Raw genomic sequence first — 26,509 nt, 5'->3', positions numbered from 1 at the left:
ATTAGTCCAGTATAACCGATTGTTTTTTCCACATCTGTCTATAAGCAGATTCGCTCAGCAATAGTTCCTCATGACTCCCCTGTTCGATTATCTGCCCTTCTTTCATGACCATAATCGTGTCCGCACCAGCTATGGTACTCAAGCGATGAGCGATGACCAACATCGTCTTTCCATCATCCCGAAATCGGTCGAAAGCACGCTGAATGATCAATTCTGTTTCGGTATCCAATGCCGAGGTCGCTTCATCCAGGATCAAGATATCAGGATCGCGGTATAGTGCACGAGCAATGGCGATACGCTGCCTTTGTCCACCAGAAAGCATAGAGCCGTTTTCACCTAGATACGTTTCAAATCCAGCAGGCAATTTCTCAATAAAGGACATCATATCCAGTTCTTTTACAACATCCATCATCCGTTGAAAATCTGGAACCTGCTCTCCCACCGCAATATTGTCCACCACATTTCCAGAGAACAGGTCGATCTGTTGCGGCACCACTGCGATTCGCTCGCGGAGCGATTGCTTAGAGATATAACTGAGGTCATATTGACCGATGTGGATCTTTCCCGATTGGACAGGATACAATTGTTGGATCAGAGCCCCTAAGGTTGTTTTCCCACTTCCGCTTTCACCGATGATAGCAGTCATCTTTCCTTTTTCAAATCGGCAACTGAAATCCTTGAATACTTCAACACGAGAACCGTAAGAAAAACGAATATTTTCAAAAACAATATCACCCACCTGGCTGCTTGCCAAGTCCAGTTTACCTTCACTTTCTTCACGTTCCAGATCCATGATTTCAAACAGACGATCCGCAGCAATCAATGCATTTTGCAATGTTTTATTCATCCCGATCAACTGGCTCACCGGACCTGTTAAATATCCGATCAGTGCATAGAAGGATAGTAACTCTCCGGGGGTAATCGTCCGATCGATCACATAATAAGATCCAGCCCATAGCAAGATAATGGTAAACAGGCGTGAAAGAAACTCACTCGATGTTGCCGAAAAAAGACCATTCAATACAGACGAGTAAATAGTTTTCAACAGATGGCTAAACTTCTGATCCGTACCGCTGTTAAAATAAGTTTCCATACCAAACTGCTTGATGGTCTTGACCGCATTGAGCGACTCCACCAGATGCGATTCCAATTCAGCCCCTTCTTCCATCAGCCGACGTTCCACCTTTTTATTTAATTTATTGGTCAGCCAATACACAAAAAAATAAAGTGGGATCACCAATAAAATAATCAGTGCCAATTTCCAGAAATAGGAAAACATCAATGCAAATGAGAAAATCACAATCAGTACATTGACAACAGCCTGAATAGCAACATCATTGATAAATGCCCGAATCTTGACCGCATCATTGACTCTTGAGATAATCTCACCCACCTTCATCGTGTCAAAAAAACGCTGTGGAAGACGGAGCAAATGCTGATAATAACCTAAGATCAAATAGCGGTCAATACGCTGTCCCGTCTGCAGGACCATCACACTTTTGAGCGTGCCGATGATCAATTGAAATAACAAGATCACCAACATAGCCACAGAAAGCAGATTGAGCAGCCGAACATTGCCATCCACCAGTACATAGTCTGTTATTTTCTGGATATAAAAGGAAGATGACAGACCGAGTAAGGTATAAATCACCGCACCGACCAGCGCCTGTAAAATAATGGACTTATGCGGCTGAATCAAGTTCCAGAACCGATTGTAGACACCTTTTTTTTCATTGCGCTGCTTAAAATATTCATTCGGTTCCAATAAGATCAATACACCCGTCCAGATCTTCTGAAATTCCTCCATGCTGTACTGCTGTACTTTTCCGGGCCCCGGATCCATTACCGTGATCTGGTTTTTATGAACCTTATAGATCACGACATAATGCTGTAGCTGACCATTTAAGACCACATGTGCGATTGCTGGCAACGGTATCTGTGGAATGGCATCGATACTACCTTTCACTCCTTTAGCCGTAAAACCCAATTCCTGCAATCCTTGAATCATACCCAATACATTTGTACCTCGCGTATCGGTATGACAGTATTGTCTGATCTTTGCTATTGGAATATCTAATCCATAGTAACTTGCAACGGAAGCCAGACAAGCAGCTCCGCAATCTCGAATATCATGTTGCTTAATACGGACTGGAGATTTTTTCATGATAATTATTATCTATTTTTAATATTTAGCCGACACTTCATACAGCTTTTTCCCTTCGTTTATTCATTATTATGGCCCGATCATGAGTCATTATTCATGGCTACGACCTCGTCACAGCACATGCCTCTTTCATTCGAATAGCCAAAAATCAAGAGTTTTTATTTCCCAGATTGGGGTTAAAAAGATCATCAGCCCGATCAAAAAGCAATTGCCAGAGCGTACGGTCCACCAGAAAAAAACGAGCATTAAAAGTATTGCCTTTACCGACCATCACTTTGTTGCCGTTTGGCAAACTCAGATAATTGGCATCCATATGACAGCGAACTTTGAAGAAGGCAGCATTCTTCTGATCAGAGACCAGATTATAATCAATGTCTTTCACAGATCCTGTTAAGAAACCCCATTGATTGTAATTGTAAGTATCCATCTGAAATTTGACCACTTGCTTATCTTTGATATAGCCAATGGCATTTGCAGGCACCATACATTCAGCCACCAGATTATCTTCTGGTGATATTTCCAATATATCCTGTCCCTGTATAATTTGACTTCCTTTTTGGAAACCCTTCAAATTAATCACCGTACCACTAAGCGGAGCCCGGACGATATAATTTTCACCATCGATATAAATCGCATGGCGCTCCGAAGCTGTAGATTGATGTTTTTGTTGCAGCTCGATCAACTTGGCACTCCATTGCGCCATCTGCTGTTTCTCGATGGATAGCATTTGATTTTCCAATTGTTCATACGCATATCTACTTTTATCAAATTCTGCCTGCGCTATGATACCTTGTTTAAACAACAGTTCATTACGATCCAATTCACGTTTAGCTAAGGTCAGTTGCGATTGCACTTCCGACATCCGTTGCTGCATCGAGACAAGTTCCATCTGATACAAGCCACTTCGCAAGCCCTTATAATTGCTAGAAAGGAGGAGCTTTAGATCTGCGATCTGCTGTGCATAGTCAGCCTCCAGATGCTGATTCAGCTCCAATTTATTCTGTAGATCTTTTGATACGATTACAAATAAGGTATCACCCTCCACCACCTTCTGATTGTTTCCCTGGATACGACTTTCGACAACACGGCCACTGACCAGCGATATGATCTTGCTGTTTTCAGTTTGCGGTCTAATCACTCCCGATGCAGATATCGAAATCGGAATATGGACAAATGGTAAGGCCGTAAGCGTACCGACAATCGCGATAAGCAAGAGCACATAAATAATATTGGTTTTTCCCATAATGATCATGAATTAACCAAATTTCCCAAATAACTACATCATCCACCACAACCACAGGTTGTATTTTATATTTTTTCACTATCTTGAAAACATATTAAGTCTAACGAGCAGATGCAATTTTTCGATATATTTCCGACCCTTCAAGAAGCTCCCTATTCGTACCTCTTCGTGCCGCTCATGCTCATCAGTAGCATCATCGGATTTTACAGCAAATCCTATTTTCATGCCTTGATTTTACATCCTTATGAAATAGCCCGAGGCAAGCGTATCCATACCCTGCTTACCTCTGCCTTTATTCATCGCAATTGTTGGCATTTATTGTTCAACGCATTTATTATTTTTGGACTAGGATACGATATGTTTGGAACGATTAGCCAAGAGTATGGTGTGCATACCGCCTATGTGCTAACTCCTTTATTATTTTTTTTATTAATTATTCTTCCTAATCTTTTCCAGACCTATCAAAAAAGAAAAGATTTCTATTTTACAGCTTTAGGAGCCTCTGGACTCAGCTTTGGTTTGTATGGCTTTTCCGCCTTATTTTATCCATTGCAACCGATGCAAAACTCTATTGTCCCATTTGTTAATAGTGCCATGCAAAGTTGGATCTTCGGATTGTTGATCTTATTATTATTAGCTCAGATTAAAAACAGTTCGATTAATAAATATTTACATCTATCAGCCTATCTTATTGGAACCCTTCTAGCACAGATTGTTCGGCCTCAAGCTGGATTAGAAATCTTTACTGCGATTCTCAGTTAAATGAGTAGCTTGTAAATAACATCCACATCTTTTCAAACCAATTATTAAGCTTCTCGCCCCTTCGCTAACTGCCCGAATTTATTACTCTTGTTTCCTCTGGACTTAGTGCCACCACATGACTATTGTTTAATTTTTCTTTCATGATTGTTGATTTCATTAACTCTCAAAACTCCTGAAATAGAGCACAAATCAAACTGACCATTTTTATTACTAAAACCAATTAAGTCTCCGTGTCTCGTATAAATATTTACCCCTGAAATCGGAGTATGATCTGCGCTATCAACAAAAATTATTTGACCAGCAACAGGTATTGACAGTAATATACAAAAGCAAAGAAGAAAATATTTTGGAATCATAAAATTTAAATTATTCCTATTCTATTTGATAAGCCTTTTCGGATGATTGCTGTGTTGATCAACAATACTAAATTACTATCGACCAATGCACAAAAAAAGCATTTAAAATATGTTCGAAAAACCCTTGAAGAAAGATAGAGGTGGACGCTATAAATATGTGAGAGAGACAAATTAAAGGAAATCCTTAACCCAGATTAATTGATTTAATACTGGCGACGGTTTAAAGAAATATTATTTATAATAAATAAAAAAATATGTAGGTAACAATAAAATAATTTTAAAATACAAGAATTTTATCTGAAATTCGCGCATCAGATTTAGCCTATATAATAATCTAATGAATTTTTCCAATTTAAATAGTCCCTTAAGCAAGTTAAGAACTAGACATTATATATGTTGTGTTCTAACATTTTTATTGTTTTCCTGCGCAAAGGAAGTGATCATTGTCCCTCCAGATACAAACGCAACAGAAGTAGTCATTTTGTCACCAGAAAGCAATACTAGCAATAATCTGATCTTCTCCGCCGAAGTCAGGTATTTAAACAATAGTGATTCGATCCAATCGCATGGTTTTATAGTCGATGGGATAAGCGGAGAGACTTACATTAAAAAAGAATATTCCATATCAACACCTTTAAAAGCAGGCCGAATCACGTTTAAAGTTCCTGATCCAGAGATTTATAAAGAGGGTACATATTTCCTGTATAAATATTTTATAAATACAAAAAAGGGAATTTACACCAGTAAATTAAATCAATTTGTGGTAAGTAACCTCAAAGTGCAGGCGAAAGATAATCTCATAATGGCCATTGGCGAAACCGTAACCGTCGATGGAGAGTTTACCAATATCGAAAATAATTACGACCTGGTATATTCCTATTATACTTACGAAGAATTTAAGATACCCTTTGAAATTATTAATGCAGGAAAAAGCATACGTTTTCAAATTCCCGAAGGATTAGAGCAGGGAAACAATGTCACATTCAGACTGGTTAGCAAGGATCAAAAAGGACCACAGTTGGCTGCCATCGTCGCAAATGCCTTTATAGTTGCAAAATTATCGTTACCATCCACTTACAGTTATTACTTTAATGATGTTGTTAATTTACCATATACAACAAAAAATTATTATGATAACAATGGATTGCAGGTATTTATCGGAAATGTTTTTTTAAAACATTCGGAATACTTACGCATTTCTGATTTTATCCTCCATCAAAAAGGCAAGTCTTTCCCTATGGGTTATACCAATGGACGAGATACGGTCACTTTTCCACAGCCCCTAAATCTTATTGAGCCAGATCCCAATGATTTTATTGTAAAACCCGATTATGTGCATCCCGGGACAACATTTGAAGTGTCAGGACCAGATCCTGCCAAATTTAATTTCTATGGTTATGTCACTGTAGGAGATAAACGTGCCTATTACTTGCAAGAAGGCAGTGCTTCTAAAAAAGGAGAATTGAGTATAGGCGACCTTCCAGATGGTGAATATCCAATGGAAATGACCAATTACCACTTCAGCTATAAAAGCAACAACAAGATTAAAGTAAGAAAAGTAAATATTTCTTCAATCAGCCCCAGTGCAAGTTATACCGGAGATATCATAACCTTGAAAGGTTTATTTATCAAGGGCAGATCTTATACATTAGAAATAGATAAAACATCTGCTGCCTATTCAAGTTGCACCACTAACGGTGAAATAACTTTTGAAATCCCATTGATGAAAGCAGGAAATTATCAAGTCAAAGTGCAGCATTTTAGTGAGATCGGATCGACAAGACCATCCAATACCGTATCTTTGGAGATCAAGCGCACAATTATTAATTCTATATATCCTCTACGCGCTAAAAGTGGAAGTCTAATTACAATTGAAGGTAATGGAATGAATGGCTACAAAGCACAAATTGCTGATGTTGAAGTCCGTCATACCCTATCTCAAAACAACAAAATACAATTTAAAATACCGGATGACTTACCAAAAGGTAAATACAGAATAAACATTAGTGATACTGCTTTCGATTTCGACAATACAGTTTCAGCTACAGAATATCTTGAAATCTATTAATCGAAAAAGAGAAATTATTATGAAAACAAAATCTATAGCTAAAATTTTCTTATTCTGGATTCCTATATTCTGTCTGGGGATACTTATTGGATGTAAAGAAAAAGAAGTCATTGAGCCTATTGACTACAGCCCTGTACAATTGAAAACAACCTCTTTTAGTAACTTGGCAGGAAAAACGGTTACTTTAAAAGGGAATATTTCTCGATTAAATGGAATGCCGGTGGAAGATTATGGATTTATAATCCAAAAGATAAAAGAAAATGAAAAAGAAATTGTCGTCAGCATTGGAAGCAAAGTTTCCGTCGGTGAGGTCACATTGCAGTATCAACATAGCAGCAATTTCGAATTAGGCGATCGTTATCGTTATACACTATATGTCAAAACTAAAAACGGATTCTATCGTGGCGAAAGTAATATTTTTGAAGTAGATGGAATTAAAATAGATCTTTTACAGCTAAAATTAGTTCCCAATAACGATAAAATAACCGTTACCGGCGATTTCCAATTTCTCACGGAAAACATTAAGATGTATTATCAACATCAATACCAACAGGAGGTCCAGCTACCTTTTCAAGTTTCTAGCGACCGTAAAAGCCTTACCTTTACCTTGCCAAAGTCGGGCAAATTCTATCATGGCAATACTGTATCTATTTTCTTGCAGATCAGGGATCAATCGGGCTATCAAACCAATAGAGAAGTCGCCAGTATTCAGATCTTGGGCTCGTTAAATCCGCCTGCACAAACTAAGATCTATCTCAACGAACCTATACAACTCACCGGGATAGCGGTAAATGGAGATGCAATACCATTTTCTGCCCCATTTTATATCCTGATCAATGGAAAAAAAATAGAATACAGATCACAGATTTATCTTCATGAGATCGAAGGGCTAAAAGGATCTAAATTTCAATTGGGTTATTACAATGGAAAAGACTCGGTCGTCTTCAAAGATTCCATAGAACTGATCAAGCCCCTTGGCAGTAATATCCACTTTGAAAGAAAGGTCATTCATTCTCCCTCTTTAATGAATATAAACGGTATCGATCTGTACACCTACATTATGAATCCCGATCAACCCAAGTATTATCTAGGCAAACATAGCTTACCGCATTATTTTAACAGTTCTTATGAAACTCAATCATTTACTGTGCGTAATATTCCAGATGGTGTTTACAATTTTAGTTACAGCAGTCCTTTTTATAGCGTAACTAGTACAGAGCAAGTGGAAGTTAGAAACTTGAAATGGGATACACCTGCCAATACAACACGATATGTCGGCGAGCCATTTACAATAACCGGTAATTTTATTGATGGTCACGGATATTCCATTATCGGAAATGGGATCGGAGAAGGTGCTATCGCTCAAAATGGTCAAATATCTTTCATCATTCCGGGCTACGTCATCGGAGAAACAGAAATTCAGATAGGATATGGTGTAAATATCAATTACAATGAAAGTTATTATGCCCCTAAAAAGCAAAAGCTGTATATACACGATTTTCAGGTCGATAACATATCACCACTCAAGGGCTATCCAGGAGATGTTGTAACCATTAAAGGTAAGGGATTGCTCTACATACAAACCACTCTAGGAGGAGCATATGCCAATAGTATCTATCGAAGCACTGATGAAATTCGTTTTATTATTCCAGCCTTTGCGCCAAAAGGAAAATCCGCGATTGAAATGAAATTAAATGGTACGACAGTAAAATATAAGGACCTTTTCGAAGTTTTATAGGCGATTGATACAGATAGCCCATCAGAATTATTGCATTCTCATATTAGAAATAAAACCTCCTGAATCGAGTATTTCAGGAGGTTTTTATGATACGAACACCACTATTTCACCACAAATTGGAACGAAATAGTACCATGCAAAGTTGGATCTTCTGATTATTGATCTTATTATAATTAGCTCAGATTAAAAATAGTTCGATTAATAAATATTTACATCTATCAGCCTATCTTATTGCAACCCTTCTAGCACAGATTGTACGGCCTCAAGCTGGATTAGAAATCTTTACTGCGATTCTCAGTTAAATGATTAGCTTGTAAATAACATCCACATCTTTTCAAACCAATTATTAAGCTTCTCGCCCCTTCGCTGACTGCCCGCATTTATTTCTCTTGTTTCCTCTGGACTTAGTGCCACCACATGACTATTGTTTAATTTTTCTTCCATGATTGTTGATTTTATTACCTCTCAAAACTCCTGAAATAGAGCACACTAAACCACAACCACAGGTTTTAAACTACAACCTACAGTTTTAACACATGTAAATTTTATAACCTCAAGTTATATTCTTAAATTTGTCTATTGGAAATTTTAATATAAGTTATGTCAAAACATAAGATTGGAACTTTCATTAGGGAGAAGAGAGAAACGCTCAAAATATCGCAAGAAGCAGTTGCTTATCATCTGGAGATGTCGCAAGCCGCGTATTCAAAAATTGAAAGGAATGAAACAAAAGTAAAAGTAGATCAGGTCTACAAAATTGCCGAGTATTTTGGTATCAGTATTTACGAACTTTTACCACCATCACTGGCCAGTGATTTTACCGGAGAAAACATTTTTGGTTTAGTATATCAATACCTACTTGTAGGAATAAGGAAAATCAAATCCACATTAAAATAGGCAGTACTGTCAGAATCACGAAGTTATTTGAAGATTATAGTGAAGCTTATCCAGGAGAATGTTACGGCAGGATTATTTAGGATTATCTATCCGACATAGGAGTCTAAATTAACGATCTATACAGCAAGACACCTATCATAGGTCATTGAGATTACTTTGAGATCTAGTATCATCCTAGCGTGCGTTGCAGCAAATACTACAGCATATTTTTGTGTATTTTTAGAATATAAAAGTTTATTCAACACTAGATCTAAAGTTGTCAATCTAATGTTGAATAAACTAAATTTAAAAACTACAAAACTTTAATTACTAAGCTAATAAAAGTATCAGCCGTAATAGAGAAATTAAAATGGGGACAACAGAAAAAATATTTTCAGACCCCTATTAACCATTTTCCCAATCCAGTTTTTTAGTGTTCAATATTACTTATTTATTGGCGGCCTCAGCATCTTTATATCCAACATACATTGCCAATAGAATTAATGGAATAAGCCCACCACCATTGGTATCTTTTTGTTCCTCAAAAGATAATTCTTTAAATTGATAATCCATCATAACTTTATAATTAATGAGTTGCATAATATAATGCTTTACCAGCATAATAACCTAAAGCCAAAGAAAAAGTTCCTGCAGCAAAACCTAGAGCAAGTACAGGAATTATACCTCCATCAACCTGTACCATTTCGTTCATATCCATTTCTTGGACGCCGATCGTTTTTAATTCTAAATTATTCATATTTTGTTTATAAAAGAATTACTCCTACTCTATTTGATAAGCCTTTTCGGATGACTGCTGTGTTGATCAACAATACTAAATTACGATCGACCAATGCACAAAAAAAGCATTTAAAACATTTCTGTAAGTAAAAAATTTCCCTGATGATTGGAGTAAAGTTGGTAGTGCTCGACCTTTTTTCATCATCCTGCCAACCATTAGCAAGATGAAGATTATAAATACACTAAACCAATACCAGCTAACCGTACGAGGTTTAAATTATAAATCTCATAAAAATATATACCGTTCGGTATATAATCGTATCTTTGTTCAATCATGACTAAAAAATATTTTTAAAAAATAATGTCAAAAGCAGAACAAACTCGGCAATTCATCATCGAAAAAACGGCTGTACTTTTTAATAAAAATGGATTTGCCGGAACTTCTTTATCAGATATGACCACTGCTACCGGCTTGACAAAAGGTAGTATTTATGGCAACTTTGAAAATAAAGAAGAGGTCATGATTGCTGTATTCAAATATAGTTCAGCGGAATTAGCGAAGAATGCTGATCGCGCTGTTTCCTTGGAAACCAGCGCCTACGATAAACTCATTGCATATACCCAATTTTATCGAAACAACTGGTTTGCTATTTCCGAAACCGGCGGTTGTCCCATGTTAAATGCGGCTATCGAAACAGACGATGCGCTGCCATTTATGACCTCTGCCGTTCAAGATGCTTTTGCCAGTTGGACTAAAAGATTGGAGCATATGATTGAATTGGGAATAGAACAACATGAATTTCGTCCAGATATCAATTCAAAAGAATACGCAACCACCTTTTTAATGTTGATTGAAGGCGGAATTTTGCTTTCAAAAGTAACGAATGCACCCCAAAATTTATATTGGGCTTTAGATCGGATTGTAAAAATTATCAATGATGAAATCGTCATCTAAAAAACTGGACAAACAATATATCCATCGGTATGTTGACCATTAACCATCCAATCTTTTTGAGATGAGTACCATTAACACAGCTTGATTTTAAGGAAGCATCAGAAAGAACACTTAGAAAATATATAATATGAGTCCATTAGAAATAATGAAATCCTGTATCGGTCAAGAGTTTACGGCATCGCCATCCCCATTTATGCATTGGTTAAATCCTATTGTGAAAAGTGTAGAAACGGGTGCATTAGAATTTGAATACCGGATTCGCCCCGAGTGGCTCAATCCCATTGGAAATCTGCACGGCGGTGTAACTGCAGCTATTGTTGATGACGTTTTGGGTGCTACCATGTTTTCTTTAAATGAAGCATATTTTTACACCACCATCAACAATGTGATTGATTATTTTTCAACCGCAAAATCAGGGGAGACCATCATCGCAAAAACGCTTATTATCAAGAAAGGAAGGCAATTCATCAACGCAGAATGTGAGATTTGGAATGCCGATAAGACGAGATTAATTGCCAAAGGTTCTTCCAATTTATTTAAAACTGAAATAAAAAAAAATACATGAAACGAGTTGTCATAACAGGTTTAGGTACCATCAATCCATTGGGAAATGATGTAGACACCTTTTGGAAAAACAGCCTGGAAGGAAAAAACAATACGGGCATTATTTCCCGTTTTGATGCGTCCAAATTTCGCACCCAAATTGCATCCGAAATAAAAGATTTTGAGCCCCAAAAATACTTGGATCGTAACGAAATAAAACGAAGCGATTTATTTACGCAGTACGCCTTATACAGTGCCTCGCAAGCTTTGGAAGATTCGGGTTTAGATATTTCCATCATCGATCCATTCGACATTGGCGTGATTTGGGGAGTAGGACAAGGCGGAATGGAAACTTTTGAAACAGAAGTTGAAAATTACGTAACTGGGAATTATATCCCCCGATTCAGCCCATTTTTTGTGCCCAGATTGATTGTTAATATGGCTTCAGGAATGATTTCGATGAAATTTGGTTTACAGGGTATCAATTATACCACGGTCTCAGCTTGCGCCACAGCCAATACAGCGATTATGGATGCGTTTAATTACATCCGCATGGGCAAAGCAAAAGTCTTTGTGAGCGGTGGTTCCGAAGCGCCCATTACCGCAGCTTCGGTAGGTGGTTTTGCTGCAATGAAAGCGATGAGCACGAGAAATGAAGACCCGAAAACAGCCAGTCGTCCGTTTGATAAAAATCGCGATGGTTTTGTGATGGGAGAAGGAGCTGGAGCGTTGATTTTGGAAGAATATGAGCATGCCAAAAAGCGCGGAGCCAAAATTTATGCCGAATTGGTGGGGGCGTCCATGACTGCAGATGCATACCATATGACATCGCCACATCCTGAGGGTATAGGAGCCGCAAAAGCCATGCAGCTTGCCATGGAAGAAGCAAAACTCAATTTTTCGGATTTGGATTATTTAAATTTGCACGCCACCTCCACACCTGTTGGCGACATTGCAGAACTAAAAGCCGTAGAAAAAACGTTCAAAGGTTCCAAAAATTTGTGGGTCAGTGCCACCAAATCCATGACCGGCCATTTGTTGGGAGCAGCTGGAGCAATTGAAGCTATTTTAGCTATAAAATCGATTACTGACAATATCATTCCGCCAACCATCAATATTGAAGAACTGGATACGGACATTCCAGAAACTATTCAAATTGTCAAAAACAAACCCATGGAAAAGATCATCAAAACCGCGATGAGCAACGCTTTTGGATTTGGTGGACACAATGCTACTTTGGTTTTTCGTAACATCTAAATTTAAAGAACAAGGAAAGAAATAGTTCCGATATCCAAACAAATATCAATTTATGGGGTGGTTCTTAGGAAATTTACTAAGTTCCAGCCGCTAAATGGGAAGCAGCAATAATCTTAGGAAATAAGAGGTGCCATACACAGCTACCCCCAAAATAGGCATCGTATTTACATGCCGCTGTTTGGCCTGCAAACCTAGGGCAGTCTCCTACAAGACAAGCTTCAAAATTTGCAGGTATTTCTGATGAACCGGATTTTACAACGGTTCATACCTTTTGTGCATCAGTAATGTATGCACCCCTATTTTTTAAATACAAATGGAGGTTGAACACGACCTCCATTTGTATCATGTATTAAAGTCGAAACCAAAACTTCTCCACTGGACACCATCTGGTCTATATTCCAATCAAAGCCAGCGACCATTCCGGTGACCGATATCATGGGAAAAAAATGGATATTTCCATATAAGTTACTGATGATATTCCATGAATTCCTTATCATGATTCTCCAGCCTTTTATCAAGCTCGACAGACGTAGGTGATGGTATCCAGTCCCAGAAGTATATCTTAGAGTTGCTATTGAAGCTTCGATCTCTAGTTTATTTTGAAATAAGTTTTTAATACACTTATAAATTGAAATAATGATTTGGAGGCTTATTAAGAAAAAAATATAGCACGTATTCCCTTTTTGATGTAATAAATCACTTATCCAACCATAGAAACCAACAGTGATTTCCAACTTCTAATATATTATAACTTGATAACAGGTATTGATTATAAACCATGGAAAGAAATTGCATCTCCAAGAGCAATGCATAATCCTAAAATGGAAAATCCAGATTTTTAAATCAACCACGAAGCTTGAGGACTATCATTTTTGATTAATCAATTCTTTCCTTATATTTAGGAATAGCTTTTATAGATATTGAGCATCATAGACCTTAATTTTTAACATGACAAAAATTGATCTTGACCAAGCGCAAGTACAGATTCTGCATATCTTTAATAGTATTTACCCCATGAGTGAAGCGCTTGAAAAGAGCATTCGCCAGCAGAGTAAGCTTACTACATTTAACAAAAAAGCGCATTTATTGCAATTCAACGAAGTCAATAAATCGATATATTTTATCTTGCAGGGTTGCGTGAGGACCTATTATCTGAATGATGATGGCGAGGAACATACCTCTTGGCTGCTGACCGAAGGGGAACTCGCCATATCAGTATATAGTTTTTATAGTCAGCAAAAAAGTTTTGAAGCCATTGAAGCTTTAGAGGACTGTGTTACCTTGGAACTGACGCATACCGCACTTTCCCATCTCTATCAGCAGCATCTGGAGTTTAATGTTATAGGACGGTACCTCACGGAGCAATATTATATCGAAAGCGAAAGTAAAGCTAATGCGCTACGTATGCTTTCGGCAAAAGAAAGATATCAGGAATTGATCCTTAGAAAACCTCAAATTCTAAGACGTGTGCCCCTAGGTTACATCGCATCCTATTTAGGAATAACGCAATCTACCCTAAGCAGGATTCGAGCGAAGATCTAAGCTTAAACTACTCTTCTTTCAACTATTTATATTTTTTGCCTTTTGTCAAAGAGATATCGTTTTACTACCCTTAATTTAGTGTCATTCATTCTAATGTAGATTTAATGATGTTCGACTGTATAGGAAAGACAGTTATTCTTGAATGAAAAATATGAAGTTATTTCTTTTATAAACTATAACATGATCAAATCGATTTAATGACAATTCAATAAGTCTGGGTAGTTTATCACTACCCATACCTGCTAGTAGTACAAATTGCAATTCATATGAAAACTAAAAAATATCTATTAAGATTTATCTATGTATACCTGATCGCAGGCTTTATTAGTAATCTACCATTTGTGAACAGTTACCTACTTCATCGTTTTGATGGAGATCTATTTAAATATTCTAACGCAAATGCATCATTTACTTTGCATGAAATCTTTGATTTTAAGTTTTCGCCCATAAGCCAACGGTTAATCGATCGCTATATAACTGAATTTCATCCAGATACAAAGAATGAACAGGTATATAGGCTCTACAGAATTAATCCATTATGTTTTTGGCGATGGTCTCACTATCTCATAACAAGTAGAGATTTTGATTATAAATCTTGGAAAGAGATTGAGCCTAACCGAGTTCCTTACAATCCTGAGAATAGATATCAAGATTTTTAAGCCCATCAGTTTACACAAATTGTAATTCATATGAAAACTAAAAAATACTTATTACGATTTATCTATGTATACCTGATCGCAGGCTTCATGAGTAATCTACCTTTCGTGAGTGGATACATACGTCATCGTATTGATGGGGAACTATTTAAATATTCCAATGGGGATGCTTCTTTTACTTGGCATGACACCTTTGATTTTAAGTCTTCGCCTATTGATCAATGGTATATTGATCAATATATTAAAGACACCCATCCAGAGAAAAAGAATCAACAGGTATATCGGCTCTACTGGATAAATCCACTATGTTTTTGGCGATGGTCATATTATATATTAATAAGTGCGGATTACGAGTACAAATCGTGGAAAGAAATTGAGCCTAACCGAGTTCCTTATCATCCTGAAAATAGATATCAAGCTTTTTAGGATCAACTGTAAATCTTAGGCTATTTCAGGCCAGTAATCTAAAAGTGCACTCGCAAGACACGATATCACTATTAATAAGAAATTTCTCTCCTATTTCCCAGGGTTATAATTTGGTCAAAAAGTCTGGATACACATATTCGATCTTTTTTTCTGGATTTTCTGCACAAACGGTTAACAATTTATCCGTAAATTCTTTCATTTTAGTAAAACCTCTATCCTTCATTACTGCAACTGTTGCTGTAAATGCTTTTTGAAAATCAGCTTCTTTATAGTGATGTTTGCAATACAACAAGTACACAGCATAGGTCATATATTCATCAAAGATATACCTTGGTGACGTATACGCATCTATCCCCTCTACGGTTTCATCAACCCAATATGTACGATCTTTAAATGCTTCATCAATCTGGGCTTTATGCTCTTTTGTAGGTTTAGCGACATAATTATGATCAATTTCTGTAAACATCACCCTGGTATTAAACAATTCGTTTTCAATGGCACTCATATAAGAGTTGGTGGATAATGGTGGCAAACTCATATAAATCAATCGAAAATTGTTATTGTTGAACTCAGACGTATAATTCAGTCCATTGATGAGCGGCGAACAGTAGATCGTATAAGCATTGATACGCGTATCAAAATTCTGTTCCAGCCATTTCCATTGTTTTCCAACATTGGCTTCTTTTTCGTATTGAGCGATGATCTCGGCATAATACTTTCTGTGTTTTTTATAAAACGAGCGAAAGTTGGACTTTTTCGCAAAATCTTCCAGTTCCTGCTTATATTGTGTGATCGGATTTTCAACAACTTTCACCCCATTTACCCCTCCCGCAGGGAAAATATAGACATCACTTTTCACGAGTCTGTCGCCTTTGAAATAGTAAGAAATACCATTGCCCGTTAAAAACACATTATTGATCAGGGTTTGTACCAATAATGAATCAAAGGTGTGAATAATGGGCTCATTTTCATAAGCCTTGAACTGTTTCAGTACAGCTTGATAATAGGGTCCTTCTTGCTGCATCATATCCTCATTTTCCAAGCCCGTTTTGGTAATGGCGATCATAATCTGAAGCAGCTCTTTCACTTCATTGACCTCTACTTGATATTTGCCTTGATTCGCTTTTTTAAACTTTTCTGTAAAATTCACTTTCTCCTGTGCTTGCGCAAAGAAAGAGATAAATAGAAGTACTAAGGTTAACTTTTTCACTGGTATTGATTTATAGGTTTTATTAATATGATATTCTTCTGGATGCAAATATAAAAATAACACGATAATTCCTATTTAAAGCGACTTTATTTTTTTAAACTTATCCTATAGAGAGCACAGGGACAGAAAATCAGTACGAGCAAAATTGATAAACCCGATCAAACATGCTGAATGAATTGATGTTGAGCAGCGTATTTTAAATAGGCTTATCCGATGACAGATAAGCCTATTTATTGGATTATTTACGCTTGATATTTCCCAATAGCCTACTCGTCACAAAACTGACCACCGTACCTACTGCAGCCATCAATACTGTTTGCGCAAGATCGCCAAAAGAGAATGAAGCCCAGATTGAGCAGAGCGTGCCACCCATCGCACCCAATCGGATATCATTCCATTTCATCGGGCACCTCCTTTTCTTTCTGCTGCACGATAGACTCATCCGGCGGAGGCTCCTCCTCTCCTTTTTTGTCCGGATCATCCAGCACCGTCTCTACTATACCAAGACCCAGCGCGATATATTTGATGATATGCAGTGCCTTGCCCGGTAATTTGATCGGCGCTAGCAGGATCACTTGCAAGATCTGGCCAATTTTATTGATTATTTTTTTCATTTGTATAAAAGTTAAAAGGTTAAATAGTTAGTAGGTTAGAAAATCATACTGCTTCACTATGTTACTGATTACTTCGTTACTCCATCACTACGTTACTATTTACTCCGTAACTACTTTACACTGAACTCCATCACTCGATCACTGCGTCACTAGTTACTTTGTTACTCCGTCACTACTTAACTTCGTTACTTCCATAACAACCTCCCCTTTCATCATAAGCTCCACCAGTAAGGGATACAATTTTTTGTAAGCCGTAACGGACTGTTCCAAGCGATAGTCACCTTTTTCAAACACATACTTTGTGCCCACGAGCAGGCAGCCCGCAGTTTGCTTATGCGTATTGCCGATGTGGATGTAGACATAACTAAAACCAGGGATATCCTGGATCTCGATCATACCCCGATGCATCTGAGGATAGCGGTCATAGTAGTTACCATTCATACCCCCATCTCGGTTGAAGCCCAATGTATAGGTACCCAAAGGGATACAAGTACTCCCCGGGATCTTCTGCTCACGGGGGATATCCTCCAGACCATAGCAGATAAACCGATGGTTCAGATAGATTTCAGACAGGGTACTGTCCTTCCCCTGTTTGATACGGATGACTTGTAGCAGCATACGATTTTTGTTTAGAATTGCATTAAAAACTACCCAGATACAGACTGTTGGAGACCATCCGTTTATCCCGATCGTGCAGCATCAGGTACAGGTGCACGGGTCTATCCCGTAAGACAGAAGGCAACTGCAGCTTCATATAGGCATCTTTTCTGATCACCTGCTGCTCATTGACCGCTGCATTTCCGGCCTCGATATCATAGACACACAGGATCACTTGATCGTCCCAGTGGCTATGGTCTGCGATAAATTGATTTGGTAATGCCCACTTCACCGTCATACAGTCGCCCACACGTTCGGCTTGAGGGGACAGCAACGGAGCTAGGGTTCCTTCACTTATTTTTGCTTTGGCCGGATCGATCTTCATATCCGGATACTCTCCGGTGACCGCATTGCGTAAATGATGCGACATGGCCCTGCCAAGTGCTGTTTTTCCTTTCTTACGGGTCGCAAAGCCAATCTGGATCAACAGATTGAGCGGATTGAGGAAATAGCGGACCAACTTAAATCCAAGCTGGGTCGATTTGGCCTTGTTGGGCTGCTCCTGCGTTTTTTCTTTATTGGATATCATCAACATATTCGATTGGTTTATCATATCGAAATCGGGAGAAGCCCGACGCTTCTCCCGATTCGACATGCTGTACAACAGTTTACAGTAAGTCCACTTCTCCCAGATAGGTACTTCTGGATACCTTGGTCCCTTTACGGTCGGCAAAGAAGATCCATACATGCCCCTTTGACCCCAGCAGATGCGGTGGTACCGTAATATCGATGGTTCCATTGGCACGTGTGGCCGGCGTAGGGGTCGTCATAAATTCATCCGCCTTGGGCTGATAAAGTAAGATAATGACCTGATCATCTGCCTTGGAATCATATAGGCTGTTGAGCGAAAAATCCCAGTCTACCGAAAGTACCCCAAGCGATGCCGATACGGCCATCGCACCGCCACCGATATAGGAGCCCGAACTGATCATGATCTTACTGTAGTCCAGTTCAAAATTTGGATAAGAGCCCACCACTGCCTGACTGATATTCTGCTGCAGGGCCGCATTGGTCGGCGTCATCCGATTGGCATTGACCTGACCAAAACCCAGGCGCAAGATTGGGGCTATGGGCATCAAGAATTTTGACATCACATAAAATCGTGCCTGCACGATAAGCTGCTCTTCTGTAGCTCCTTTTGTCCGCTTTTTGGGCAGCCCTTTGATGTAGTCGATACCCTTCCAGCTTGAACCTATCACGCTGCCGGCTTTACCTCGAAAACTCCCATTGGCACCTTGTCTAATTGTTCCCATTTTTCTAATTTTTTAAAAGATTTGACCATACGTAAAGGCTTCATGCATACCGGTATATTCTGCTTTACGATGACAAACATAGCACCTGGACATAGGGCTTGTCAAGAGCCAAAATGATCTTGTCGGTGTATGTCGGTGTACCGGTAACATATTGTCGGTGTTTGTCGGTTTAGTATTAAACAGGTTCTAAAAATCCTGATGCTCAGACCGAGAAAAACAACACCTCTTCCTAGCCAAGAGGCTACCAGCTACGCACCTCGTTTTAACCAAAGGCCTCTATACACCGTCTTTGCACCGCTCCTATACCGTCCCTGTACCGGGAAAAGGACGGTCCAGGGACTTTGCAGGGACGGTGCACCTATGGGATACCTTAAAACAAGGTTAAAAGCAGGTACGAACAAGGTTAAAAGCAAGTACCGATCTCAGCTTGATCTGCCTAAGGCAATTGCGCGGGCTGATAGCCCCGATAAGCGATAAAAAACTCGAGGACAGCCTGCTTTGAAAATTGATTCTTCTTCTTATGCTTAGCGATCGGACTGATCAGGCCCTGCTGTACTTTACGTTCAAAAGTGCGTTTGGAAATGGCAACAAAATCCGCAGCCTCCTGCGTGCTCATGGTGCCGACGAGCTTGCTCCCTTCGTCCTGCTGCCGTCCTTCAAGCAGCCTGAGCATCCGATCCACTTTGGTATGCAGATCGGAGTCTGATGAGGTGGATTGTGTTGTAAAATGATAGGATACTGCTTGAGCCATAGAGGTTGCATTGGATCCAAAGCAGTGGCCTGACTCCTGAGTGGAAGCCGTGTTTTGATAAAAAAACATATGTAGGTAAGATAAGGGCGACCTACCGCCGAGATCCTGACTGATATAGCACCATGAAGGCCTATTGATCAGCTCAATCGGTCTAGTTTATAATTGGAAATATAGGACTTTAATTCAACGGTACACAGGTATTCCAACCTCTATAACGCAGTTCAAATCTCGATTTCAAAAACTCCTCTATATATTTATTCTTCACTTTACTTCCTAAAGTACACATCTTTAATACTTCACTCTTCGTTAGGTTTGTACTTAATGCTTGCATCGTCTGGCTCTGAATCTTGACAAACTGACCATTTTTATAATCCATAAAACAGACATGCATCATATTGATATAATGATCTTTATTAACTTTCACCAACCAGATTAAGAGACCAAGATTTTTCAATGTCTCTAAAATTTTAGGCGAGTCAATCCGGGTTCCATCAGTCAAGATCACAACAGCATGCTTTGTGTGCGACTCAATAGCAAAAATATGGAATAATACCACAGCTCCCAGCTCATTAAAAGAGGGCATAAGTTTGGTCGGACTCTTTGCATACAAACTGGCGTACAGATTTTCGAGCAATACCTCATCAGGCAGATCATCGCGCTCACTTTGCCATTCCTCGATCGCCTCCTTAACGATGTCTTTCAGCGGAAGATGACTTACTATCTGCTCATCTTTATCTTGCTGCACTTGATGATCAGTTACAAACTCGATTAGTGCCTTCTTGACCAGGCTCCTTTGTTCTTCATTTCGATCTTCCCACTTATGGTCCAGTACGGATGTCAGCTTATCTTCGACCACTTGAGAAAATTTTTCAATAACAGTATCCAGCTGAGCATCCCGCTGCTCCTCGATGGGACGATTAATAAGGTCAATAGCAGAAGATTTTTGCTCTTCAGCTGCTGTTGCAGGGTATTCATGCTGAAAATAAGTAATAAACAAATTGCGCTTTGGATCTGTGTCCAACCAGATCGAGAAAGCGATCATCATCACCAGATACAACAAAAACCGGGATTTAGCATGCTCCCACAAGATCACGTACATCTGCTCCCCATCATACCACATATATTTAAATACGATCAAAATGCATAGCCCAAGTCCTGTTGGCAGCACATAAAACAGAATCCGAGCACTTCTTTTCTTCCAGAGGATATTTTGTTTATCATGGTCATAAGTGAACAGCAGCTGGATAACAAGCGAAATAGCCGTTATAAAAACAACCACAAACATCGTAAGCAGAAAAAGAGATGCAAATCTATAAGAGAAAACCGATAAGTCTGTCCAGGTATAATTATAGGTAATCTTATTATACAGTAAGGGTAACAAAACAAACATCAGATAATAAAAATAATATGCCCTAAAATGTCCAGATAAGGCATTTATATTTAAAAAGCGATTTTCAAATAGGTGGATCATTCGTATAGAAAAAAGTAATAATTAATTAGGTTGAAATGCAAATTAACAATATTTCATTATAAAACAAAACTGCAGATTGGTCTAAAAACTCAAAAAACAAGCTTTAAAGAGGTATTTTGCCGGTACTTTTAAAGTTTAAAGGTACTTTCTAGATACCCTTAAACTAGAAAAATCAGTTTAACGACTCTTCTTATTATGCCTTAGCCTATTACTGGCCACCATCTCTTTTCTCAAAAAGATAGATTTGCCAAATTTGGAATTCACCAATAAACAGTAAATCATGAACACGTTAAACTTTGACCAAGAGGGTGTCAATAGTATGCAAGCCATTGTCCTTGGAAGGTCTCCTGAACTATTACAGATTGAATTGACTGAAATCCGAAGCGATTTTGATAGCTGGATCAATAAGTTTTTTAGCTTCACGACCACTCAACTCGTTCAGCTGCAGTCCATGGATCTCATCTTTAAGCAAGAGTTAGCTTACGCCATCGCCAACAGTTATGCTGCAGGCGTCATGGTCGTTTTTAGTAAAGACGACAAAGAGGATGACGAAGTGCCCGACAAAAAAAGTATCGTTGTGCATGGAATGGATAAGTGGCAAACCCCATTAGAAACCTCTTCAGCAACTATGATCGTGACGCCATTAATGATCCGCATCCACTACAGTTGATCCATTAAAATCCACAAATCTCCTTGAGGGCTGGCAGCGAGATCCCCAGCCCCTTGTGTATTTCAAATACTCCTATATATAACCTCTAAGTAAACCTCGAGTCTTTTATAAACCTAAATAAAACTCAATGAAAAGAACCACGCCAAAATTTAGCTTAAATAAAACAGCTGTCTATAGAAGTCGATCTGATTACTCCAACTTACTAAACATACGACCTTAAATTATGGAAAGAATGCAAGATTTTTTCAGTAGATACCATCAGCTCAGCGCATCAGCAAAAACTTATATCAAAGAACATGGAAAGCTCCATTTTTATAAAAAAGGAAGTTACTACAAGATCGCTGGTATTCCGATGTCGACCTGGTGCTTTATAATTGATGGTGTAGTCGCCAAAGAAGTGCTCGAAGCAGACACATTCATTCGCATCGAACGCATCAATGGGAAGAACGAATATTTTACGGGTAGCAATCACCCCTATAGTGATCAGGCAACATCCGTCGCTATCAAATTTTTGCAACCCACTATTTTATATGAGATCAGCAATAGCCATTTCAAACACGCACTCAAACAGTACCCTGAGCTGAGTACGATATTCCATATCCTGAAGCAGCACAGGCTCAATAGACTGCAGGACGTTGTACATGTTCTGAAGCTCCCCCCCTTACATCGGGTACATGAGCTTTCTATCAAGATGCCTCATATTATGCCTTTACTTACCATCAAAGAACGTCGTTCCTTTTTAAACATTTCCTGTGATCGTGATTATTATAAATCTTTACGCTATCATCTTGGAAAGAGCTAAAGTATATCGCATTGCTATTATCAGAGCGTACCGAAGGATTATATTTTTGCGAAAAGCAAGTATCAAAAAAATAATAGGAGCTGTCGAAGATCAAGAGCAATATAGTCTGACAAATACGAAAAAAATGCAATCTATAGCATTGCTATATGAAGCTGAAGAAGAAGGGATCTAATTTTACAGTAAGCATCTTAAATAAGATAATGCTTGATAAATAAACGAATAAAGTACTACCATGAAAAACATAAGTATAAACAACTTAGGTATCAAAGTATACCGTCGCAAATTTGCGACATTCCCCGGTGGCCGGGGCAAGAAATGAAAGTCCACTTTAATAATAAAAGCCTCCAACGTATGGAAGCTCTTATGTGGCCATCAATGAAAACATATGATGTTCGATTATAAACATAAGTAATATAAACATTTTTTTACAATTAAAATCATCTATTATGGCCTGGTTCCAATTAGTTGCCAATGGGGATGCTACAGATCCTAATGATTACAATGCTGTAGGTGGACCTTCATGTCTAGGTTCTAATCATATTTGTGCTATTCAGACAAGTCCTGACGCAAGTAATAAACCGATCATTACAACTCCACTGCGAAATGAAATGATTACTGCGTTAAACACAAACTCCAGTAGTACAAATGTTCAATTGAGAACAAATCCGTAAATAAGGTCACAAGCCTTATGGTAGAGGGCGCTCCAAAGGCGCCCTTTTTTAGCAAAGTTTAATTTTACTAATCTTAAAACAAATAATTATGGCCTGGTTTGATTTTGTTCCGGAAAGTTATCCGAGAGATACAAATGACAATAATGCACCACAATATACAGTCTTAATCAAGTCTGTGCGATCGAAAAAAAAAGTGCATACTCAAATAATAATCCATGATTACAGCAGTAAGAAACGAAAGAATTACTGCACTCAGAATAAAAAACAATGGTGAATTGACAACCAATCCTTAAATGTCACCCAGAAGAACATAAAAGGCGTCCGTAGACGCCTTTTATGAATTCTCTCCTATCTAAACTTTTGATGTCAGGTGGACATTTTTAATTTTTGTTTAATTCTCTTATTACCATCACATCAATAACCCTTTTTGCCAATACAGCTTCCAAGCCATAATAAAGTATTTGTTGATTAAGTTTTTCTAATGAAGAAAAATCAGGGACATCAATGATTTCGGTAAATCCAGATTCATCTAATGTTGGTGGATACATTTTACTGTAATCCATTAAAAAGGCAAGATTTTCCATTCCTTCAACCCGACGGTTACTCTCCGGTTTTGCAATACCTACTCTCGATTTCGTCGTTTTTCTGATCACGACAACTTCTTTTTCCTTTTTCTCGATCGTTACGCTTACTCCTAAAAATGAAACCAGATCTTGCATAACCAACTTAGCCATCTCTTCCTTGGATACAGTATCCTGACTAAAACGTTGATAGCAGATGGCATTTTTCGTGTCCCATATTCTAGGACCTATAGAATTCGGTTTATATTGATAGTCATTCTGATCTTTGACATACCATTCCATCCTTCCGGGGATCCAAAGGAAGTACTTGGGACTGATTATAGCATGTAACCGAGTGAATGCATCCAGAATTCCGGTATTGATCATGCTGGTCACAAACAGACCTGTTACCGAATCTTGCTCGATCGGTAGCCCACCTTTAAACTCCAACCCATCCTGATATCCGGTGATCAATACTTTTCCTTTTAAATTTAAGTTTTCCTGATCTGGAATCACGTCTTTCGTACTAAAGTCATCTTTCACCGGAATATCCAATCTGTCTTCAGCGATCAGTTTCTCAATATACTCCGGTTTGATATAATCAAAATACGTGATGGCTTTAACTTTACCTTTATAAATAAAGACTGTATGCGGTACCCCTTGATGAGGAAAATAACTTTTGAGCAAAGAATCTGCAATGATTGTAGGTAAATAGGCCTGATGCTCCTTCAGGTATTTATTACCTTTAAAAAATTGATCAATGACTTCCTTAGACTGCCAGGTCACCGTAATGATCTGCGCTTTGTCCCCTACTGTTTTCTGTACTTCTTTGACATGGGGCATCAACTCAATACAGGTACTGCAATAGGTATCCCAAAAATCAAGGATCAAAACCTTATCCTTATAATCGTCCAGATCTATGGTACTGGACGGAAAATTTAATATATCCATAACAGGCATATCAGGAACTGTCGATCCTATGGTAAGTCGTTTGGACAGGTCCACTTTTTTGTTTTGTTGAGCATATAAGGGCATGATGCCGAGTAATATGTATATGATAATCATGTAGCTTTTCATCTGTAATATTATTAATTTTTTAATATTGAAATCTTCAAGTCTAGTGGATACTTATGGCACCCAATCTAGACTTGGAGACTCCTTCGTATTATCTTCTATTTTGTTGGATCGTAGGATTCAATTGTGTCACGATCAGCGGGATCAGTGCCGCAAATTTTAGACTGCCAGGTACCAATTGATAGGACTCGCCGTCAACCGTTCTTGTCAAGGTACGCTGAGTCGCAGCATCCTGATTGAGCCGTTTGACATCTGCCCAACGTCTTCCTCGAAACACCAGTTCTCTTCTTCTTTCTTTTAAAATCTCCTGCAGTAAAATAGCATTACCCCATTGTACTTCTTGATAATCCTCTGGAGCAAAGCGATGCTTGCGAAGCAAGTTAATGTCTGATAATGCGATCGCCGATTTACCGGTACGTGCCGCTGCTTCTGAACGGATCAGCAGCATTTCACTGGTAGTCAAACCAATAAAAGTACCGATGTAACTTTGATCATAATTGGTTTTGTAGCCATAGGTACCGGGATCAAAGTAATTGTTTTGAAAGTAGATGGACATCCGCAGATCATTGGATTCGTAGAGATCGATCAGATCCGGATTTATCCGATTGTAGAATGGACCTATCGATCCGGAATTACCGGTCAATGCTGTAAAATAGATCTCCTGATTATTTTTAGGGATAGCCATTTCATCATAGAGATCGAGGGTATTGTAGTCGATCAATGTCGGTTGCATATTCCATGCAGAGTCAGCATAGAGATAAGCATTTTCATAATCGCGCATATCCAGATATAAACGGCTCAACCCTGCGTGCGCCGCTCCTTTCGTAGGTCTACTTTTAGCTATCGATGTGGGGTTTAACAGACTGATCGCCTGTTTATAATCCTGTACCACCTGATCATAAGTAACCGCTAGACTTGCTCTACCCTCTGCAGGAACGACATCAGGTGTTAACTTGAGTGGCAAACCCAATTCGTTCGATGCCGTAGCAGGGTCATAAGGAAGCGTATAGAGCTCCAGAAGCTGCTGATAGGCAAATGCTCTAAAGAAATGTGCATTGCCCAATATCTGCTTACCTTGCTCCGAAAACTTATCCTGCTGAGAGAGCTTATTGTATATGGCAAAGATCTGATTGGACACATATATGGTTTTATAAGGTCCCTGCCAGTTTAAACTTCCAACCACAGGTTCGTCCGTCCAGATATAGCCCATTCGTTCATCCATATCAACTATGGTCTGCCAATCTTCGGTATGCATATAGAATTCTTCACCCATTAGCGTGGTCATAACAGGGTACGACATATTCATCGCGGTAAAATCATTCAAAAGCAATTCGCAATCCGCGAGCGTACTCGGAATCTCCATATTTTGGTCAGGCTTGAGTTCCAAAAACTTAGAACAAGAGGTCAGACCTATGGACAACAAAAAAATAATATAATATTTCATAACAATCG

General features: G+C 38.5%; 30 protein-coding genes. 13 read left to right on the top strand and 17 right to left on the bottom strand.

Annotated elements, in window-relative coordinates; genetic code table 11:
* Nucleotide 1: 1 nt before the first annotated feature.
* Nucleotides 2–2,164 carry a peptidase domain-containing ABC transporter gene (locus MUB18_RS10960; protein WP_248753079.1) on the bottom strand — a complete coding sequence of 721 codons (2,163 nt, stop codon included), beginning with the start codon at nucleotides 2,162–2,164 and terminating at the stop codon, nucleotides 2–4.
* 148 nt (nucleotides 2,165–2,312) lie between these two features.
* Nucleotides 2,313–3,407 carry an HlyD family secretion protein gene (locus MUB18_RS10955; protein WP_248753078.1) on the bottom strand — a complete coding sequence of 365 codons (1,095 nt, stop codon included), beginning with the start codon at nucleotides 3,405–3,407 and terminating at the stop codon, nucleotides 2,313–2,315.
* Nucleotides 3,408–3,518: 111 nt separating this feature from the next.
* On the opposite strand from MUB18_RS10955, the gene MUB18_RS10950 reads away from it, so the two are divergent.
* Nucleotides 3,519–4,169, top strand: coding sequence for a rhomboid family intramembrane serine protease (locus tag MUB18_RS10950; protein WP_248753077.1), 651 nt, complete (start codon nucleotides 3,519–3,521; stop codon nucleotides 4,167–4,169).
* A gap of 119 nt (nucleotides 4,170–4,288) precedes the next feature.
* Here MUB18_RS10950 and MUB18_RS10945 read toward each other — a convergent pair whose 3' ends face one another.
* Nucleotides 4,289–4,525, bottom strand: a complete 237-nt coding sequence (locus MUB18_RS10945; protein ID WP_248753076.1) for a hypothetical protein — start codon at nucleotides 4,523–4,525, stop codon at nucleotides 4,289–4,291.
* Nucleotides 4,526–4,862: 337 nt separating this feature from the next.
* Here MUB18_RS10945 and MUB18_RS10940 point away from each other — a divergent pair, with 337 nt between their 5' ends.
* Both MUB18_RS10940 and MUB18_RS10935 read left to right on the top strand, forming a co-directional pair.
* Nucleotides 4,863–6,593: an IPT/TIG domain-containing protein gene (locus MUB18_RS10940; protein ID WP_248753075.1), complete on the top strand. Its 1,731-nt coding sequence runs from the start codon at nucleotides 4,863–4,865 to the stop codon at nucleotides 6,591–6,593.
* Nucleotides 6,594–6,612: 19 nt separating this feature from the next.
* Nucleotides 6,613–8,331 (top strand): IPT/TIG domain-containing protein, encoded by a 1,719-nt coding sequence (locus tag MUB18_RS10935; protein WP_248753074.1) that lies wholly within the window; start codon nucleotides 6,613–6,615, stop codon nucleotides 8,329–8,331.
* Between the two features lie 306 nt (nucleotides 8,332–8,637).
* On the opposite strand, the gene MUB18_RS10930 is transcribed toward MUB18_RS10935, so the two are convergent.
* The gene (locus tag MUB18_RS10930; RefSeq protein WP_248753073.1) at nucleotides 8,638–8,775 is read right to left on the bottom strand and encodes a hypothetical protein; all 138 of its coding nucleotides are present in this window, start codon (nucleotides 8,773–8,775) and stop codon (nucleotides 8,638–8,640) included.
* Between the two features lie 156 nt (nucleotides 8,776–8,931).
* Between MUB18_RS10930 and MUB18_RS10925 the strand changes: the two genes are divergently transcribed.
* Nucleotides 8,932–9,228 carry a helix-turn-helix domain-containing protein gene (locus tag MUB18_RS10925; RefSeq protein ID WP_045752172.1) on the top strand — a complete coding sequence of 99 codons (297 nt, stop codon included), beginning with the start codon at nucleotides 8,932–8,934 and terminating at the stop codon, nucleotides 9,226–9,228.
* Between the two features lie 426 nt (nucleotides 9,229–9,654).
* Here the strand turns inward: MUB18_RS10925 and MUB18_RS21845 are convergent, their stop codons facing one another.
* Nucleotides 9,655–9,783, bottom strand: a complete 129-nt coding sequence (locus MUB18_RS21845) for a hypothetical protein (protein WP_262917491.1) — start codon at nucleotides 9,781–9,783, stop codon at nucleotides 9,655–9,657.
* A 10-nt stretch (nucleotides 9,784–9,793) separates the two neighbouring features.
* Complete coding sequence (locus tag MUB18_RS10920; protein WP_084405240.1) at nucleotides 9,794–9,964, bottom strand: class IIb bacteriocin, lactobin A/cerein 7B family; 171 nt, start codon at nucleotides 9,962–9,964, stop codon at nucleotides 9,794–9,796.
* Between the two features lie 342 nt (nucleotides 9,965–10,306).
* Here MUB18_RS10920 and MUB18_RS10915 point away from each other — a divergent pair, with 342 nt between their 5' ends.
* The 3 genes from MUB18_RS10915 (at nucleotide 10,307) to fabF (ending at nucleotide 12,700) form a co-directional block, all read left to right on the top strand.
* Nucleotides 10,307–10,900, top strand: a complete 594-nt coding sequence (locus tag MUB18_RS10915) for a TetR/AcrR family transcriptional regulator (RefSeq protein WP_248753072.1) — start codon at nucleotides 10,307–10,309, stop codon at nucleotides 10,898–10,900.
* Between the two features lie 127 nt (nucleotides 10,901–11,027).
* Nucleotides 11,028–11,465, top strand: coding sequence for a PaaI family thioesterase (locus MUB18_RS10910; protein WP_248753071.1), 438 nt, complete (start codon nucleotides 11,028–11,030; stop codon nucleotides 11,463–11,465).
* On the top strand, nucleotides 11,462–12,700 hold the full coding sequence (fabF, locus tag MUB18_RS10905) for a beta-ketoacyl-ACP synthase II (RefSeq protein ID WP_248753070.1): 1,239 nt from the start codon (nucleotides 11,462–11,464) through the stop codon (nucleotides 12,698–12,700). The genes MUB18_RS10910 and fabF overlap by 4 nt, the downstream gene beginning before the upstream one ends.
* Nucleotides 12,701–12,996: 296 nt before the next feature.
* Here the strand turns inward: fabF and MUB18_RS10900 are convergent, their stop codons facing one another.
* Complete coding sequence (locus MUB18_RS10900; protein ID WP_248753069.1) at nucleotides 12,997–13,197, bottom strand: hypothetical protein; 201 nt, start codon at nucleotides 13,195–13,197, stop codon at nucleotides 12,997–12,999.
* Between the two features lie 451 nt (nucleotides 13,198–13,648).
* Between MUB18_RS10900 and MUB18_RS10895 the strand changes: the two genes are divergently transcribed.
* The 3 genes from MUB18_RS10895 (at nucleotide 13,649) to MUB18_RS10885 (ending at nucleotide 15,324) form a co-directional block, all read left to right on the top strand.
* Entirely contained in the window at nucleotides 13,649–14,242 is a 594-nt protein-coding gene (locus tag MUB18_RS10895) for a Crp/Fnr family transcriptional regulator (protein WP_094772385.1), read from the top strand.
* 266 nt (nucleotides 14,243–14,508) lie between these two features.
* Complete coding sequence (locus MUB18_RS10890; RefSeq protein WP_094772384.1) at nucleotides 14,509–14,901, top strand: hypothetical protein; 393 nt, start codon at nucleotides 14,509–14,511, stop codon at nucleotides 14,899–14,901.
* 30 nt (nucleotides 14,902–14,931) lie between these two features.
* Nucleotides 14,932–15,324, top strand: a complete 393-nt coding sequence (locus MUB18_RS10885; RefSeq protein WP_248753068.1) for a hypothetical protein — start codon at nucleotides 14,932–14,934, stop codon at nucleotides 15,322–15,324.
* A 103-nt stretch (nucleotides 15,325–15,427) separates the two neighbouring features.
* Here the strand turns inward: MUB18_RS10885 and MUB18_RS10880 are convergent, their stop codons facing one another.
* The 8 genes from MUB18_RS10880 to MUB18_RS10845 all read right to left on the bottom strand — a co-directional run bounded on the left by MUB18_RS10880 (nucleotide 15,428) and on the right by MUB18_RS10845 (nucleotide 21,280).
* Entirely contained in the window at nucleotides 15,428–16,534 is a 1,107-nt protein-coding gene (locus MUB18_RS10880; RefSeq protein ID WP_248753067.1) for a DUF4932 domain-containing protein, read from the bottom strand.
* A 238-nt stretch (nucleotides 16,535–16,772) separates the two neighbouring features.
* Nucleotides 16,773–16,937, bottom strand: coding sequence for a hypothetical protein (locus MUB18_RS10875; RefSeq protein WP_248753066.1), 165 nt, complete (start codon nucleotides 16,935–16,937; stop codon nucleotides 16,773–16,775).
* Entirely contained in the window at nucleotides 16,924–17,148 is a 225-nt protein-coding gene (locus tag MUB18_RS10870; RefSeq protein ID WP_094772381.1) for a hypothetical protein, read from the bottom strand. The genes MUB18_RS10875 and MUB18_RS10870 overlap by 14 nt, the downstream gene beginning before the upstream one ends.
* 153 nt (nucleotides 17,149–17,301) lie before the next feature.
* Complete coding sequence (locus tag MUB18_RS10865; protein ID WP_248753065.1) at nucleotides 17,302–17,766, bottom strand: DUF5675 family protein; 465 nt, start codon at nucleotides 17,764–17,766, stop codon at nucleotides 17,302–17,304.
* A 22-nt stretch (nucleotides 17,767–17,788) separates the two neighbouring features.
* Entirely contained in the window at nucleotides 17,789–18,340 is a 552-nt protein-coding gene (locus MUB18_RS10860; protein ID WP_248753064.1) for a DUF6266 family protein, read from the bottom strand.
* A gap of 73 nt (nucleotides 18,341–18,413) precedes the next feature.
* The gene (locus MUB18_RS10855; protein WP_094772379.1) at nucleotides 18,414–19,058 is read right to left on the bottom strand and encodes a DUF6266 family protein; all 645 of its coding nucleotides are present in this window, start codon (nucleotides 19,056–19,058) and stop codon (nucleotides 18,414–18,416) included.
* 436 nt (nucleotides 19,059–19,494) lie between these two features.
* Nucleotides 19,495–19,809 (bottom strand): helix-turn-helix domain-containing protein, encoded by a 315-nt coding sequence (locus MUB18_RS10850; protein ID WP_094772378.1) that lies wholly within the window; start codon nucleotides 19,807–19,809, stop codon nucleotides 19,495–19,497.
* A 178-nt stretch (nucleotides 19,810–19,987) separates the two neighbouring features.
* Nucleotides 19,988–21,280, bottom strand: a complete 1,293-nt coding sequence (locus MUB18_RS10845) for a hypothetical protein (RefSeq protein WP_248753063.1) — start codon at nucleotides 21,278–21,280, stop codon at nucleotides 19,988–19,990.
* Nucleotides 21,281–21,560: 280 nt separating this feature from the next.
* Here MUB18_RS10845 and MUB18_RS10840 point away from each other — a divergent pair, with 280 nt between their 5' ends.
* The 3 genes from MUB18_RS10840 to MUB18_RS10830 all read left to right on the top strand — a co-directional run bounded on the left by MUB18_RS10840 (nucleotide 21,561) and on the right by MUB18_RS10830 (nucleotide 23,423).
* On the top strand, nucleotides 21,561–21,950 hold the full coding sequence (locus MUB18_RS10840; RefSeq protein ID WP_248753062.1) for a hypothetical protein: 390 nt from the start codon (nucleotides 21,561–21,563) through the stop codon (nucleotides 21,948–21,950).
* Nucleotides 21,951–22,173: 223 nt separating this feature from the next.
* Nucleotides 22,174–22,752, top strand: coding sequence for a hypothetical protein (locus tag MUB18_RS10835; protein WP_248753061.1), 579 nt, complete (start codon nucleotides 22,174–22,176; stop codon nucleotides 22,750–22,752).
* 446 nt (nucleotides 22,753–23,198) lie between these two features.
* Entirely contained in the window at nucleotides 23,199–23,423 is a 225-nt protein-coding gene (locus tag MUB18_RS10830; RefSeq protein ID WP_248753060.1) for a hypothetical protein, read from the top strand.
* 380 nt (nucleotides 23,424–23,803) lie between these two features.
* Here the strand turns inward: MUB18_RS10830 and MUB18_RS10825 are convergent, their stop codons facing one another.
* On the bottom strand, nucleotides 23,804–25,048 hold the full coding sequence (locus tag MUB18_RS10825; RefSeq protein WP_248753059.1) for a TlpA family protein disulfide reductase: 1,245 nt from the start codon (nucleotides 25,046–25,048) through the stop codon (nucleotides 23,804–23,806).
* 100 nt (nucleotides 25,049–25,148) lie between these two features.
* A complete protein-coding gene (locus MUB18_RS10820) occupies nucleotides 25,149–26,501 on the bottom strand; it encodes a RagB/SusD family nutrient uptake outer membrane protein (protein WP_248753058.1) in 1,353 nt (450 codons plus the stop codon).
* Between the last annotated feature and the right edge of the window lie 8 nt (nucleotides 26,502–26,509).

Origin of the sequence: Sphingobacterium sp. PCS056 (assembly GCF_023273895.1) — a bacterium.
Taxonomy (GTDB): domain Bacteria; phylum Bacteroidota; class Bacteroidia; order Sphingobacteriales; family Sphingobacteriaceae; genus Sphingobacterium.
This window is presented reverse-complemented; position numbering and strand designations above follow the sequence as displayed.